We start from the raw sequence: 15,631 nt of genomic DNA on the forward strand, positions 1-15,631 counted from the left end.
TATATGCTAAAACTCCACAAAGAGTTTCAGTATATATATAGAAAAGGAAAAGATGCTCATTCTAGCAGTGTAGTGCTTTTTTTTCTTCCCGCAAATGAGATTCATAAAGTGGGATTTACAGCTACTAAAAAAATTGGTAACGCTGTAAAAAGAAATAGAGCTAAAAGGAGACTTAGAGCTCTGTTTTGTGAATTCTCCCATTCACTAAAAAATGGTACATATGTATTTGTAGCCAAACAATCAATCAACGAAGCAACTTATCAAGAGCTAAAAAATGACTTTGAAAAAGTTTTAAATCGTTCTAATGCTATTGAGAAAAATTAAATGATTAGAAAATTTTTATTAAAATTATTGTGGTTTTATCAGAAATTTTTTACACTCATTGGATATGGCAGCTGCAGATATTACCCATCTTGCAGTGAATATGCAAAAATTAACTTCGAAAATAACTCCATTTCAAGTGCTTTTTACCACACTTTTACTAGAATACTTCGTTGTAATCAATTGTTTGAGGGTGGGATAGAGTATCCAGTACTTGATAAACTCTCATTAAAACCTGCAAAACTAGGGGTTGATTCTATAAAATATTGGTTGGTTCCAACTAAAAAAAACCGCTTTTTTATAATAAAAAATTTTTCTTTTAAAGGCAGACCGTGTTAGAAAAAATGACACCAAATCAGAGACTTATGATAGCAGTAGTGTTATCAGTTTTATTTTTCGTAGCGTATACGGCAATTTTTCCACCAGAGCAGCTTGAGGGTGTAGATGCTAATCAAGCAAATATTCAAAATACAAAAAATGCACAAAACGGGCAAACTTCCAGTCAAATTAACATTTCAAAAGTAGAAGATGCAGTAAGCCATGAAATTTCAACAAATGAAAAAATAGCTCAAAACGACTTAAGTACAATTGTAACCGTAAAAAGTAATAAATTTACACTTAAGCTAGATACTTTGGGACGCATATCTTCAAAAGAGTTGCTTCAAGATAAATATAATGACGAAGATGATAAACATGCACAATTGATTCCTCCTACAGGGCCGAAACCTCTTTTTATCAGATTTTTAGATTCAAATTTAAATGAAGAAGCTACTAGAGTTCCATATTCGGCAAATGTAGCAGAGATTTCTGTGGAAGATAACTCTCAAAAAGTTACATTAACACAAAAATTGTCAAATTTAACAATTACTAAAGAGATTATATTTTATTCAGATGGACATTATGATGCAAAAATTTCATTATCAGATGACAAAAGATATTTTGTGTATTTGGGACAGAGACCCCGCATAACTGAAAAGATGATGACTGTTTTGGGTGCTATGATTTATACAGATGATGAAATAGTAACTATTATAGAAGATGGTGATGCGGCAGGTCGTAAAACTTTCAGCGGTGTTGAACTTATCTCTGCGTTTGATCAGTACTCTGCTACAATAATGTATGGGTTCGCAAAAGATACAAATATAATTGTTGAAAGGGATAAAGAAGATAATCCTGTAGTATATTTTGAAGCATTGAAAAATATGTCATTTAGCGGTTATATAGGGCAGAAAGAGTATAAAACACTTTATGCAATTAATCCTGTTTTAACTAACGCAATTGAGTATGGCTGGTTTACTTTTGCTTCAAAACCGTTATTTCAACTGCTCTCTTGGTTGCATGGTATCTTTGGTAACTGGGGTTGGTCTATTGTAGCGCTTACGCTTATTATCAGAGTAGTTCTCTATCCTTTGACATACAAAGGTATGGTTTCTATGCAAAAAATGAAAGATATTTCACCTAAAGTAAAAGAGCTTCAGGCTAAATATAAGGGAGATCCGCAGAGAATGAATGCTGCAGTTATGGATCTTTATAAAAAGCACGGAGCAAATCCTCTTGGCGGATGCCTCCCGATGTTGCTTCAGATACCGGTGTTTTTTGCAATATATCGTGTTTTACTTAATGCTGTTGAGCTTCAAGGTGCTTCGTGGATGTTGTGGGTTGATGATTTGTCAAGAATGGATTCTACATTTATCCTTCCTATCCTTATGGGAGCTTCAATGTATTATCAGCAAAAATTAACACCAAATAATTTTACAGATCCTATGCAAGAAAAGATTTTTAAATTTTTACCGATAATATTTACATTTTTCTTTGTAACTTTTCCATCAGGTTTAGTTCTTTACTGGTTTGTTAATAATCTATTTTCTATTGCACAGCAATTTATTGTAAATCAGCAATTTAAAAATGCAAAAGAAGCGGAGATAGCTGCACATAAGCATGCGGAGAAAAAAAATGATTAAAATAGAATCAGTTACTTTAGAGCAGGCATATAAAGATGCAGCAGCTGCTCTAAAGTGTTCTGCCAGCGAATTGATAATAGAGGTTGTTCAAGTACCAAGTAGTGGTTTTATGGGGCTGTTTAAAAAAAATGCAATAATAGTCGCTGCTAAAAAAACACAAAATAATGAAAAATCAGATGCTGTTAATTTGCAAAAAGAAAAACAAAATATTAAAGCAGAAGAAGAAATTAAAGTAGAAGCTAAAAAAAAGCAGCAAGAGGTTAAAAAACCTTCGCAAAATATAATTAATGATACCATAATGCCAGAATCCTTTGTTAGCATGCAGGAAGATGATGATTATTATGATATGGCAGATATCAACTTTACTGCTGATTATGAAGAGGATGAGGAAGAAAAAGCTCAAATAAATGTTAATATTAATGAAATAGCTAAAAAAGTTGAAAAAGAGATCAATGAACTTTTTACTCTTATTTGTTTTAAAATTGATAAAATTGATGTAAGTGTATATGATGAAAATACTCTTCTTATAGAGTTTAAAGGTGAAGATGCAGCACTTCTCATAGGAAAAGAGGGGTATAGATACAAAGCACTCTCATATATGATTTTCAACTGGATTAATACAAAATATCAACTGCAGCTTCGTTTAGAAATAGCCGAATTTTTGAAAAATCAAGAAGAATCAATAATGAGATATTTGATTAATGTTTATGAAAATATAGACAGAGACGGCAGGGCGCAGACGAAAATACTTGACGGTGTTTTGATCCAGATTGCACTCAAAGAGCTTAGAGATAAGTACCCTAATAAATATGTTGCAGTTCGCTCTACACGCGATGGGCTTAAATTTATTATTATAAACGATTACCACAACTAAAAGATGAGTGAAGATACCATAAGTGCCATTGCAACAGCAAACGGCATAGGCTCCATAGCAATCATCCGCATAAGCGGGGATAAAGCTTTGGACATTGCAAAAAAACTTACCCGCAAACAGGATTTTTCCCCAAGATATGCAACTCTAAGCAGTGTTTATGACTTTAAGGGCGAGCTTATAGATGAATCTATACTCATCTATTTTAAAGCGCCTTTTTCATTTACGGCTGAAGATGTAGTGGAAATTCAGTGTCATGGCGGCTTTATAGTTGCGCAAAGCATACTAAAAGCCACACTAGCTCACGGTGCCAGACTTGCAACTGCGGGTGAGTTTTCCAAAAGAGCTTTCTTTAACGGCAGGATAGATCTCAGTGAAGCAGAAGCGATCGCACAGCTCATAGAGGCAAAAAGCGAAGATGCAGCAAAGATACTAGCACAGCAGATGAAGGGTTCGCTTAAAGAGTATATAGAGAATATCCGCGATGAGATCATCCATATACTCGCCTACTCTGAAGTAAGTATTGACTATGCAGAGGAGGATTTGCCTGAGGATTTGGTAGTACAAATTGAGGCAAAACTAAGAGAACTCAAAAAATCACTCTCCTCAACTCTTCTTGCAAGCAGGGCAAGAGAGGGGCTGATGCAGGGGTTTAAAGTAGCAATCATCGGAAAGCCAAATGTCGGCAAAAGCTCACTCCTAAATGCGCTGCTTAGTTACAACCGCGCGATTGTAAGCGATATAGCGGGAACGACAAGAGACACCATAGAAGAGCAGGTTAAGATAGGCACACACCTTATCCGCATAGTAGATACGGCTGGTATTCGCGAGGCAGGAGATGAGATAGAGCGCATAGGCATAGAGCGTTCACTTGAAGCGATAAACGAGAGTGATATAGTGATCGCTCTTTTTGACGCATCAAGGGAAGCTGACGAAGAGGATAAAAAGATAATCTCGTTATTAGAGTCACATGCCAAAGCCAAAGATGTTTTGTATGTCAAAAACAAGATAGATTTAGAGCCGAAGTTTAAATCTTTGGATATAGAGTTTGACATGGAGCTTAACACAAAAGAGAGTGTTGATGAGTTGATTCAGTCTCTTGAAGATATTATGAACAGAGCAAACTCTTCCGATGAGATGATGCTTATATCGCAAAGACAGATATCAGCCGTAGAAAATACGCTCAAAAACATTGACGAAGCATTTGAGCCGCTTGGAGACCAAGAGCTTGAGATATTCTCGTTCCATCTAAATGAAGCCGTAAAAGAGATGGCGTCAATAACGAGACCTTTTGAGAACGATGAGATGCTTGACAAAATGTTTGGCTCTTTTTGTTTGGGAAAATAGTGAAGTATATCGCTATAGATTTGGGCTTAAAAAGAGTAGGTCTGGCATATTCGGCTCATAAAGATCTGGTAACTCCTCTAAAGGCAGTAGAGCGGAAAAACAGAGATCAAGCAGCAAGAGATGTCAAAAAAGTTCTTGACGAATGGGAAGTGAACGCCGTTGTAGTCGGTATACCGATGAGCGGAAGCAGCGAGGATGAGATGAAGCGCCGTATCGCACACTTTATGAATCTTGTCGATTTCAAAGGTGAGATATTTTACCAGGATGAGAGCAACTCTTCAAAAGAGGCGGAAGCGATGATGAAAGGCAAGATAAAGCAGATACGCGACGGGCGCATCGACTCTATCTCTGCTATGATAATCTTGCAGAGGTTTTTAGCTAAAATTAAAACTTCTTCCAAAAGCTAGGTAAAAATATAAGTAAAAATGTAAAGACTTCCAATCTTCCTATAATCATTCCCAGAGATAAAACAACCAAATCCAAGTTGTCGTAAAATCCATAGTTTTGAGCCGGTCCGACTTGAGAAAATCCCGGTCCGATATTTCCCACACATGCAAGTGCGGTAGATAGAGAAGTCATCATATCGTAACCGCTTGCATAGAGATAAAAGGTGATTATCGCATTTGTGATAACAAAAAGTAAAATAAACCCAAAAGTCATTGATATAAGAGAGTTTGAAATCGGGGAGTTATTTATAAACACTTTTATAATTGCATTGGGATGAAGTATCTTTTTAAGTTCTGCAAAGAGAACTTTTATCGATACTACATATCTTATTATCTTCACACCGCCTGCGGTAGAGCCTCCGTTTCCGCTTGCAAGCATCGCTAAAAATGCAATGGAGACCGCCATCTGCCCCCATGCTTCATAGTCAAGTGAAGCAAAACCCGTCGTCGTCATAAGTGCGGCAATATTAAAGCTTGCATGAGTTATAGCCGTAAAAAATGTATCATCACTACTTTGATATCTAAAGAGACCCATGAACAAAGAGAGCAAAATAAATATGATGATATACCACTTTGTCTCTTCATTTTTATAGCCGCTTAGTTCTCCTCTAAAAGCTTTTAAGTGAGCCAAAAAAGTAATACCGGAAATAACCATAAAAAATGTAGTGGTCCATAAGATAAACGGACTCTCAAATGCGCCAAAAGAGCTATTTTTTGTAGAAAAACCTCCTGTAGATATGGTGCTAAATGCATGATTTATAGCATCAAAAGTACTCATGCCGCCTAGTTTTAAAAGTATTGCATCGAAAAAAGTTAAGACTATATAGATTCCCCAAAGCATCATGGCGGTATCTTTTATCTTCGGCGTTGATTTGTCAAGCTTTATACCGCTGGCTTCGGCTTTAAAAAGGGCTAGTGAACCGCTGGGGTTAATCAAAGACAAAAGACCCACACCCAAAACTAAAATCCCCATACCGCCAATCCAGTGCATGAGACTTCTAAGGATTAAAATCATATTAGGCAGACTCTCGATATCCGAGTATATTGTGGCTCCGGTAGTAGTAAAACCGCTAATGGATTCAAAAATAGCCTGCATAAATGTTATATTGCTATAGAGCCATAGGGGAACGGCTCCTGCAAAACCTACTAAAATCCAAATAAGATTAACGCTAAGTATGCCGTCTCTTAAAGAGAGGGTGATATCATGGTTTTTAAGGTATAAAAATATAGTACCGTTTAGTAAAAAAAACAAAATATCAAAGAGTAAAAACAGGAATATATCTTCACCGTAATACCATCCTGTTGCAATAGGAAATAAAAAGAAAAGAGAGAGATAAATCCCAACGCTTCCAAGAAGTTTTGCTATGTTTTTTAGAGTTTGTTTATCCACTTTCTTACCTCTTCTCTTTTTTGTGCAAGACAAAAAACTGCTACTATTGCAGGATTTTCAATGGTATGTTTTTTATGAAAGATATCCAATTGGTTGTTTGATACTATATAGGCGATTGCTCCGTTTATATTTAGCGGATTGATTACTCTTTTGTCATCTTTCAACTCTTTAATAAAGCAGATGCCTGAGCCGCCGCAGAAAAGTTTTTCATTGATAACTGAACTTGAGCCGATGGTCTCCATGATAGAGTAAAAAGCGTTGATTTTAGGACCTCTTACTACTATAATGCCGAGTGAATGCATGAGATTGTAGTGTTCGATGTCGTTATTTATCGCGATTACTTTTTGTACTCCCTGCTCTTTTGCTTCAATACACTTAATAATATTTTCTTCATCGTTTGTTGTTGAGGCTATAATCATGTCTGCATTTTTTAAACCTTCGTCGTCGTAAAGCCGAAAATCACCATATTTGCTGTTGATAATCGTAACTCTGTTTTGCAATATTTCAGACGCCGTTTTGCATTTTTGTATATCTTTTTCTATGATTTTTATTACTGCTTTTTGTTCAATCAGGGCTTTTGCTATCTCTATACCTAAAATATCTGCTCCGAAAATGGCAACATTTTTGATTTTTTTAGGCATTGTTTTGTTTAAACTTTTAGAAATCTCTTCAATGGCGTTGTCTTCACCGAAAAGATATATCATATCTCCTTTTTTTAGTCTTTCGTCTCCGTTTGGTATATAAAACCTTTTGCCGCTGTCAATCCCGACAACCTTTGCTTTGTCGTTATCTATTTTAAAAACGGAGAGCTCTTGAATATCGCTCTCTATTTTTACAGAGATAAGCTTGTTTGAGGTTTGAGCGAAACTTTTAACATTGTTTGCCATAGGATAATCAAGAAGCGAAACCAAACTCTTAGCAGTTAAATTGTATGGAAAGACGGCATCTGTTATCCCGATTTTAGCTGCAATGGAGCTTCTTGCAAAAAACTCTTTTTTTAGTCTTATAATCTTTCTTTTTACATCTATTTTTTCCGAAGCTATTATGGATGATATAAGATTTATTTCGTCATTGTCGGTAACTGCAATGAAAATGTCGATACTTCTGTTTTCTAAAGATTTATAACTTTTTGGGTCTTGTACATCTCCGGGTATCGTCAAGACATCTATGCTCTCTTGAAGTTTCTCTAATGCTTGTTCATTTTTGTCCATAATAATGACATTGTTGTTCTCACTTAGCGATTTTGCAAGCCTAAAACCGACTCTCCCGGCTCCTGCAATTATAATATCCATCTGTTTTCCCCTCTATTTTTTAGTTATTGCAGCAAAATCTGTAACCTATGCCAGATTCCGTCTTTATATAGTTTGGTCTTGTGCTGTTTTGTTCTATCTTTTTTCTTAGTGTGTTGACATAAGTTCTAAGGTACTGCATCTCGTTTTGATATCCTATGCCCCAAACCTCTTTTAAAATCTGTTTGTGTGTAAGTGTTTTATTTGGGTTTAGTAAAAAATATTTTAAAAGTTCGTATTCGATTGGTGTGAGTTTTAGCTGCTCACTTTTGTAAAATATATCTCTTGAAGCGATATCCATCTCAAGTTCGCCGCAGATAATTTTGCTGCAGAGGTCTTCATGGCTTATATTTCTTCTGAGATTTGCTCTGATTCTCGCCAAAAGTTCATTTACAGAAAACGGCTTTGTTATGTAGTCGTCTGCTCCCGCATCAAGGGCTGCTACTATCTCTTTTTCGTCATGTCTGGCACTAAGAACCACAATGGGGAGTTTTGATATCTCTCTTACCTGTTTTATAAACTCTTTTCCATCACCATCAGGCAAGCCGAGGTCGACTATAAGCAGATTGGGACTGTAGCTTAAAAACATCATCATCGCATTTTTTTTATTTTCACATGAGACATGATTAAATTCGTACTCTTTAAAAGTAATCTCTAGCAATTTTTTCACAGACGGGTCGTCTTCTACTATTTGGATAAGATAATTTTTCATACTAATTTTGCCTTTTTTATTACGGGTAAAGATACCTCTATAAGTATGCCGTCATTTACACTGCTTGCTTTGATGCTTCCTCCGTGAAGATTTACGATGCTTTTGCAAATAGAGAGTCCTATGCCGCTTCCCGAAATGTCGTTTGTATCTTCAAGACGATAAAACTTGTCAAAAATGTTTTTGAGTTTTGCTTTGTCAATATGGCTGCTTTGGTTAAATATCTCTATTTTTATAACATCGTTAGAGTTTTTTATTTTTAAAACAACTTTTGTATTGTTTATGGAGTATTTAAAGGCGTTGTCTAAAAGGTTTACGATAAGTTGCGTCAGCAACATGTTATCGCCCCAGTACAAAGCAATTTCATCTATTTTTATATCCAGCAGTTCATCATTTTGTTTTTGTGAAAAATCTTCCAAAGCAACACCGATAATATCTTCAAAATCGCACCAGTCAAGCTTTAGATTTATCTCTCCGCTTGAGAGTCTAGCACTGTCGAGCAGATTTGTAATCAATCTTTTCATTCTTAAAGATGCGTAGTTGATATCTTCAAGCAAGTTATTTATGCTGTTTTTATCTAAATTTTGATTTGATAAGATAAGATTTGTCGTGCCATGTATAGTCGAGAGAGGTGTTCTTAGGTCATGTGAGATAATATGCAGTAAACTCTCTCTCAGCTCATTTTGTTTTGTCTGCGTATGTAAATTTTTGGCTTGAACCGTAATAATCCAGCCAACGATTCCAAAAATAATAAAACTCCAAATATAGAGTTCGTTATGAACACTAAAACTGTATAAAGGAGGAATGTAGAGAAAATTAAAAAAGATGACGCTTAAGAGAGTGATAAAAACGGTCGCTTTCATATTACCGTGAATTGCGACTATAACAACAGGGATGATATGGATAAGCCCAATGTTTATAATATCCAGATGTTCGCGAAAAACATGGCTAATGAGGGTTATTACAAAAAGGATTCCGAGTGCTTTAAAGATGTAGCCGTAATTTAAATATTTAAAATTAGAATTTTTCATTACGCATTTGGAAGTTTTATAAGAACTATAACGGTAAGAATTACCAATATGACTATCATTGCGATATCTGCTACTGACATGTTACTATCTTTGTTTTGATTTATCTAAATTATAGTCTAGATATTATCAATAACTTATCAATAATATTTTAAAAATATCAAAATATTATAAAGACGCAGCCGTAGGCAGTATCAAATCTTGTTTATATTTACAAGAATCTTTTTTAAAAGAGTGCCGAAAAGTTCTCTCTCTTTTGGGTCAAAAATTTCAAAATATTTGTTGCACTCTTTTGAGATCTCACTCAGAGCTTTTTTCACAAGCTCTTCACCGCTCTCGCTTAGACAGACAAGCATGCATCTTTTGTCCTTTTTGTCCTCTTCTCTATATACAAGACCTCTCTCTTGAAGCCTTTTTAAAACTTTTGTCATGCCGCCGGATGAGAAGATGGTCAAATCATAAAGCTGTGTGGGGGATAAAACTTTGTTGTGTGTGTATAGTGAAGCTAAAACATCCACTTCAGAGTTTAGCAGGTCAAACTTCTCTTTTAAAAAAACTTCTGCATGCGAAACTATAGTCTTTTGAATCAGTGCGATTGGAAAGGTCATTGTAAAAACTTCAGAAAGTTCTTTAGAATCGACTTTTTCATAGAAGTTTGTGATTAAATTGGCATTTACTCTATTTTTTTTCATAGTGTTATTATAGCAAAAATATATCTTTCTAGCAAGACATATTTAAGAGTTCATATGATATTATTCGACAATTAAGTGGTTATAATAAAATTTCAGTACTTAATAAGTTAAATAAAAGGAGAGCAATTGAGACTTTTTATTTCAATACTATGTTTGCCGATTTTTCTTTACGCATATACTTTAGATGAGTTGATAGAGCTATCACACAAAAACAGAGTTGTAGAGTCTGCTTCGCATCTTTTAATCTCAAAAGAGAAAGCGTATGAGAGTACAAAAAGCTCCTATTTGCCAAATATTGAAGTTGGAGCAACTTATCAAAATGTATATGAAGAGACTGCAATGCTTGCAGAAAATTCATTAAAAATTCAGGCAAGTATAAAATATACTATTTATGACGGCGGTAAAAAAGAGAGTCTATACTCTCAGCTTAAGTCTGATATAGACTCAAGCAAGTTGAATATTCAAGCAATAAAAAATACTCTCTCTCTTGATATATCTCGACTTTACTTTGAATATTTATCTTTAAACTCTGATAAAAAGGCAACAAATCAAGAGATAAAGCAGCTAGAAGCAGAACATGCAAGGTTGCAGCTTTTTTATGAAACAGGTTCTGTAACAAAAGATGAACTGGATAAAATTGATTCAAGATTGAAAAATGCAAATGTATTATTGTATGAGATTGAATTAGAGAGTCAAAAAATTCTCCACGCTTTAGAGTATTATACTACACAAAAGATAGATATTATAAATGAAGGCTCAAGTGTTAAACTGATAGATGAAGAAGAAAAATTTCTTAGAGCAGATATTCAAGTGCTTCAAAGAGATGCGGTATCTGTAATGTATGAAGCTAAGAGTAAAAAAAGTGAAAATTTGCCAAGCATCTATTTTGACAATACTTTGAGTTACAGTGACTACTATTTTGATAATAAAATGTTGGAGAGCGACTATTTAGTTGATACTCAAAATATTGCAATGCTTAATATATCATGGAATATTTTTGATTTTGGCACAACAACTAAAAATTATGAATCAAAATTCGAAGAGTATTTAAGTAAAAAATCTACATTTGAGTATGAAAAACATAAAGCGGATGTAGAGTATAGACTTGCTAAAAAATCGCTTGAAATTTCAAAACTTAAAGTTGATGCAGCAAAGGCAACATTTGATGCAGCTGCATCAACATATGAATTGGTAAAGTTCAAGTACCAAAACGGAACAATTGACAATGTTGCATATCTTGAAGCATTAAGTGAAAAGTATGATGCAAAAAGAGGATATGAGAGAGCGGTTTGGGATATGGAAATCAAAAAAGCAGAAGTTATTTACTATAGTGGAAAAGATATAAAGGAGTTTTTATAGATGAAAAGTTTAGCATTATCGCTTGTAGTGGTCTCACTACTGTTTGTGGGGTGTAGTGATGAGAAGAGTTCTGTTTCAAATCAGCCGCAAAAGGTTCAAATGCCACCTTTGCCTGTAAAAGCTGAAATGGTAAAATATGAAAAAGTTGATTTTGCAAAGAGTTACTCTGCAATTTTAAAACCTTTTGAGGAAGTTGCTATCTTTGCAAGAGTAATCGGGTTTTTAGAAAAAGAGAATTTCACAGAGGGTGCATTTGTGAAAAAGGGCGATGTACTTTATGAGATACAAAAAGAGGAGTATAAAGCAGCACTAGATGAAGCAAAAGCAGCTCTTTTAAAGGCAGAAGCAAATTTTAACAAAACTTTAAAAGATTGGAAAAGAGCGGAATATCTTTTTAAAAATAGCGCAATAAGCGAGCAGCAAAGGGACGAGCTTTTATATGCTTATGATGATGCAAAAGCGGAGGTGAAAAAATCAGAAGCTTTAGTTGCAAAGGCAGAACTAAATTATAGTTATACAACTATAAAAGCGCCTATAAGCGGTATTGTAGGTATTAGCAGCAGTGATGAGGGCAACTATATAGATGCTGATTTGCAAAATTCAAACCTTACGACTATTACTGCATTAGATAGGGTTTATGCAGAGTTCTCTCTTCCAAGCAGTGATGTTTTAATGTATGCTTCACAGATTAAAACAGGTTCAGAGGTGACGCTTAAGGCAGGTACAAAAAGTTTCAGCGGTGTAGTAGATTATATAGCTCCAAAGGTTGATTCGCAGACAGATACTCTTCTGATTAGAGCAACATTTCAAAATCCAAACAGAGAGCTTGTTGTAGGTTCTTATGTTGAGGTTAGTATGAAAGGTTTTAGTTATGATAATGTTGCAAAAATCCCGCAAAATTCACTTATAAGAACTCCAGATGCAACCGTTGTTTATGTTATAGACAAGGGAGCTGTTACTATGCGCCCTGTGAATGTGCTTCATGTGAAAAATGGTGTAGCAATGATTGAAGGCGGTGTAAAAGAGGGTGACATGATTGCTGCAAGCAATATTGCAAAACTTAGACCAAATAGCAAAGTAACCATTATGGAAGGCAAATAAGATGTTTTCTGCTTTTTTTATTAAAAGACCTATTTTTGCATCGGTAATTGCGATTATTATCGTGCTTGCAGGTGTGATTTCTATGCGCTCACTCCCTATTAGTGAGTACCCAAGAGTCATTCCTCCGCAAATCGTAGTTTCTGCTTCTTACCAGGGAGCAAGTGCAGAGACAATTTCCAAAACGGTTGCAGCACCTCTTGAAGAGCAGATCAACGGTGCCAAAGATATGCTTTACATGAGTTCACTTGCGGCAGACAATGGTTCATTAAGTATAAATATCTTTTTTAAAGTTGGAACAAATCCGGATGATGCAAAGATAGATGTAAACAACCGCGTTCAAGCTGCTCTCTCAAAACTTCCTGATCAAGTTCAAAGACAGGGTGTTCGCGTCAATGAGAAGTCGCCCGATATGCTTCAGGTTATCATCCTCAATTCGCCAAAACAGACAAGAGATGTAACATTTCTCTCTAACTATGCGCTTATGAATGTTGTGGATAGTCTTAAGCGGGTAAAAGGTATCGGCGATGTTGTCATTTTTGGTGCAAAAGATTACTCTATGCGCATTTGGATTGACCCTCTGAAGCTCAAAAAATACTCTCTTACAGTCAACGATCTTGTAGTTGCCGTGCGTGAACAAAATGAGCAGTATGCCGCAGGAAAACTCTCTGCAGAGCCTGTCTCTGGAAGTGAGATGTTTACCTATACAATTGAGACTCCCTCAAGATTTAGCGAGCCTTCGGAGTTTTCAGAGATTGTTATCAGAGCGAACGAGGATGGAAGCGCGCTTAAGCTTAAAGATGTAGCGACTATAGAACTGGGTTCTCAGAGTTACGATATGAAAAACAAGCTCAACAACGCTCCCGCAGTTCCTGTTGCTGTTTTTTTGCAGAGTGGAGCAAATGCGATTGAGACCGCTAAAGAGGTAAGAGAGACTATCGCTGCCATTAGCGAGAGTTTTGTGGAAGATGTTGAGTATGTAATTCCATATGATATTACCGATTTTGTTGAGATATCTATTCAAGAAGTGATTAAAACTTTTATAGAAGCGATTATTTTAGTTATTCTTATTATCTATCTCTTTTTGCAAAACTGGAGAGCTACTCTTATACCTATTTTAGCTGTTCCCGTCTCTATTGTCGGAGCATTTGCCGGGATGTATATGCTTGGATTTAGCATCAATCTCCTAACTCTCTTTGGGCTTGTTTTGGCAATCGGGATAGTTGTTGATGATGCAATTATCGTTATAGAAAATGTGGAGAGACATATAAAAGAGGGTCTCTCTCCGCTTGATGCATCACTAAAAGCTATGAAAGAGGTCTCGGGCGCGCTTGTAGCTATCGTTTTGGTTCTTTCTGCCGTATTTATTCCGGTTGCATTTTTAGGAGGATTAAGCGGCGAGATGTACAGACAATTCGCCGTAACCATTGTTATCTCTTTGGCTATTTCGGGGTTTGTTGCACTTACACTCACGCCTTCATTATGTGCGCTTATGTTAAAGTCGACACATAAAGAGCCGAAGTATTTTTTTAAATGGTTTAATAATACATTTGATTTTATGACACGAGGTTATACAAGTGCTGTAAAACTAACAATTAGATATACACTTTTAAGCCTGCTTCTCTTTGGAGGACTTATTTATATAACATACGATATGTTTGCCAATCTCAAAACAGGGCTTGTTCCATCAGAAGATAAAGGAACAGTATTTGTCTTTAGTTATAACCCTCCTGGGTCATCTCTTAGCAGAACAGATGCGCTTACAAAAGAGATTTACAATATCGCTTCGCAAGATAAAGAGAGCATAAAAAATATTGTGCAGTTTGCGGGAATAGACTTTGTGACATTTGCGCAAAGAACAAATGCGGCAGCTACTATCTTAAAATTGCAGCCTTGGGATGAGAGAACAAGACCCGAGCAACATGCAAATCAAATAGCAGCGCAAGTGAGCAGAAATCTTGGTGCGACAAGCGACGGCTTCTCTTTTGGTGTTGTTCCTCCACCTATCATGGGAATGGGAGTTGCAGGCGGATTTGAGATGTATGTGCAAAATAAAACGGGCACAGATATAAAAGAGCTTCAAAAATATGTCAATGAGATTATACAAAAAGCAAATGCAAGACCTGAGCTTGCAGGGGTAAGAACAACTCTTAATACAGGCGTTCCAAAGTATAAAATTAGCGTTGATACCGCAAAAGCCAAAGCAAAAGGGGTAAATGTAGATGAAATTTACCAAACACTCAACGCTACGCTAGGAAGTTTTTATGTCAATGATTTTAATCTCATGGGCAGAACCTATATGGTAAATATGCAAGCAGATGAGTCTTTTAGAAAAAATCCAGAGGATTTGAACAACATTTTTGTGCGAAGCAAAGATGGTGAAATGCTCCCTCTTAGCTCCTTTGTAACGCTCAAGCAGACAACAAGCGCGGATCTGGTTGAGAGATTTAACCTCTTTTTAGCCGCAAAAGTGGCGGGGCAAAACGCTCTTGGGTACAGTTCTGGAGATGCGCTAAAGGCTATAGAAGAGGTTGCAGATGAGGTGTTGCCTGAGGGGTATGCTATCAGTTGGATTGGTACGGCGTATCAAGAGAAGCAGATAAGCAGTGCCGGAAATCTGGCATTTATTTTTGGAATCATCTTTTTGTATCTTATCTTAGCGGCGCAGTATGAGAGATGGTTGATGCCGATTTCAGTCATTTTAGCAGTACCGTTTGGAGTCTTTGGAGCAGTCGTGGCAAATAGCATGAGAGGGCTTGAAAACGATATCTATTTCCAGATAGGTATACTTGTTTTAGCGGGACTTTCGGCTAAAAATGCGATACTTATCGTGGAGTTTGCTATGCAAAAAAGAGAGCAGGGTATGGAGTTGGCGGAAGCAGTTTTAGAAGCAGCAAAGATTCGTCTGCGACCAATCATCATGACATCACTCGCATTCACACTTGGAGTTATCCCTCTTGCAATCAGCAGCGGAGCAGGAGCGGCAAGCAGACATTCCATCGGTACGGGAGTTGTCGGAGGAATGTTAGCCGCAACATTCTTAGCTATCGTGTTTATACCGCTCTTTTATATTCTTGTCTCAAAAATTGGCAAAAAAAAGAGCAACTAAAAAAAGTAGAA

At 36.1% G+C, this 15,631-nt stretch carries 14 protein-coding genes; 9 read left to right on the forward strand and 5 right to left on the reverse strand.

Going from position 1 to position 15,631, the window contains the following annotated elements:
• Window positions 1–3 precede the first annotated feature (3 nt).
• From rnpA to ruvX, 6 genes are read left to right on the forward strand one after another with little or no spacing between them, the layout of a single operon-like run.
• Window positions 4–324 carry a ribonuclease P protein component gene (gene rnpA, locus FJR47_RS02190; RefSeq protein ID WP_152298845.1) on the forward strand — a complete coding sequence of 107 codons (321 nt, stop codon included), beginning with the start codon at window positions 4–6 and terminating at the stop codon, window positions 322–324.
• Window positions 325–660 (forward strand): membrane protein insertion efficiency factor YidD, encoded by a 336-nt coding sequence (yidD, locus tag FJR47_RS02195; protein WP_152298846.1) that lies wholly within the window; start codon window positions 325–327, stop codon window positions 658–660. It abuts the gene before it with no gap.
• Window positions 654–2,282: a membrane protein insertase YidC gene (yidC, locus tag FJR47_RS02200; protein ID WP_188093737.1), complete on the forward strand. Its 1,629-nt coding sequence runs from the start codon at window positions 654–656 to the stop codon at window positions 2,280–2,282. The genes yidD and yidC overlap by 7 nt, the downstream gene beginning before the upstream one ends.
• Complete coding sequence (locus FJR47_RS02205) at window positions 2,275–3,156, forward strand: Jag N-terminal domain-containing protein (RefSeq protein ID WP_152298847.1); 882 nt, start codon at window positions 2,275–2,277, stop codon at window positions 3,154–3,156. The genes yidC and FJR47_RS02205 overlap by 8 nt, the downstream gene beginning before the upstream one ends.
• A gap of 3 nt (window positions 3,157–3,159) precedes the next feature.
• The gene (gene mnmE / locus FJR47_RS02210) at window positions 3,160–4,500 is read left to right on the forward strand and encodes a tRNA uridine-5-carboxymethylaminomethyl(34) synthesis GTPase MnmE (protein WP_152298848.1); all 1,341 of its coding nucleotides are present in this window, start codon (window positions 3,160–3,162) and stop codon (window positions 4,498–4,500) included.
• Window positions 4,500–4,907, forward strand: coding sequence for a Holliday junction resolvase RuvX (gene ruvX / locus FJR47_RS02215; protein ID WP_152298849.1), 408 nt, complete (start codon window positions 4,500–4,502; stop codon window positions 4,905–4,907). Before mnmE ends, ruvX begins: the two co-directional genes overlap by 1 nt.
• On the opposite strand, the gene FJR47_RS02220 is transcribed toward ruvX, so the two are convergent.
• The 5 genes from FJR47_RS02220 to FJR47_RS02240 form a co-directional block, all read right to left on the reverse strand.
• Window positions 4,885–6,336, reverse strand: a complete 1,452-nt coding sequence (locus tag FJR47_RS02220) for a TrkH family potassium uptake protein (protein ID WP_152298850.1) — start codon at window positions 6,334–6,336, stop codon at window positions 4,885–4,887. The two genes, ruvX and FJR47_RS02220, sit on opposite strands and share 23 nt — an antisense overlap.
• Window positions 6,318–7,628 carry an NAD-binding protein gene (locus FJR47_RS02225; protein WP_152298851.1) on the reverse strand — a complete coding sequence of 437 codons (1,311 nt, stop codon included), beginning with the start codon at window positions 7,626–7,628 and terminating at the stop codon, window positions 6,318–6,320. The genes FJR47_RS02220 and FJR47_RS02225 overlap by 19 nt, the downstream gene beginning before the upstream one ends.
• Before the next feature lie 19 nt (window positions 7,629–7,647).
• On the reverse strand, window positions 7,648–8,337 hold the full coding sequence (locus FJR47_RS02230; RefSeq protein ID WP_152298852.1) for a response regulator: 690 nt from the start codon (window positions 8,335–8,337) through the stop codon (window positions 7,648–7,650).
• Window positions 8,334–9,365 (reverse strand): sensor histidine kinase, encoded by a 1,032-nt coding sequence (locus FJR47_RS02235; protein ID WP_152298853.1) that lies wholly within the window; start codon window positions 9,363–9,365, stop codon window positions 8,334–8,336. Before FJR47_RS02235 ends, FJR47_RS02230 begins: the two co-directional genes overlap by 4 nt.
• 191 nt (window positions 9,366–9,556) lie before the next feature.
• Window positions 9,557–10,054, reverse strand: a complete 498-nt coding sequence (locus FJR47_RS02240; RefSeq protein ID WP_152298854.1) for a MarR family winged helix-turn-helix transcriptional regulator — start codon at window positions 10,052–10,054, stop codon at window positions 9,557–9,559.
• A 126-nt stretch (window positions 10,055–10,180) separates the two neighbouring features.
• Here FJR47_RS02240 and FJR47_RS02245 point away from each other — a divergent pair, with 126 nt between their 5' ends.
• Genes FJR47_RS02245 through FJR47_RS02255 form a run of 3 tightly spaced genes read left to right on the forward strand, consistent with a single transcriptional unit; the run spans window position 10,181 to window position 15,620 of the window.
• Window positions 10,181–11,413, forward strand: a complete 1,233-nt coding sequence (locus tag FJR47_RS02245; RefSeq protein ID WP_152298855.1) for a TolC family protein — start codon at window positions 10,181–10,183, stop codon at window positions 11,411–11,413.
• Window positions 11,414–12,514, forward strand: coding sequence for an efflux RND transporter periplasmic adaptor subunit (locus FJR47_RS02250; protein WP_152298856.1), 1,101 nt, complete (start codon window positions 11,414–11,416; stop codon window positions 12,512–12,514).
• Window position 12,515: 1 nt separating this feature from the next.
• Window positions 12,516–15,620 carry an efflux RND transporter permease subunit gene (locus FJR47_RS02255; protein ID WP_152298857.1) on the forward strand — a complete coding sequence of 1,035 codons (3,105 nt, stop codon included), beginning with the start codon at window positions 12,516–12,518 and terminating at the stop codon, window positions 15,618–15,620.
• Window positions 15,621–15,631 lie beyond the last annotated feature (11 nt).

It is taken from the genome of Sulfurimonas xiamenensis (assembly GCF_009258045.1).
In the GTDB taxonomy this organism is placed as follows: Bacteria; Campylobacterota; Campylobacteria; order Campylobacterales; family Sulfurimonadaceae; genus Sulfurimonas; species Sulfurimonas xiamenensis.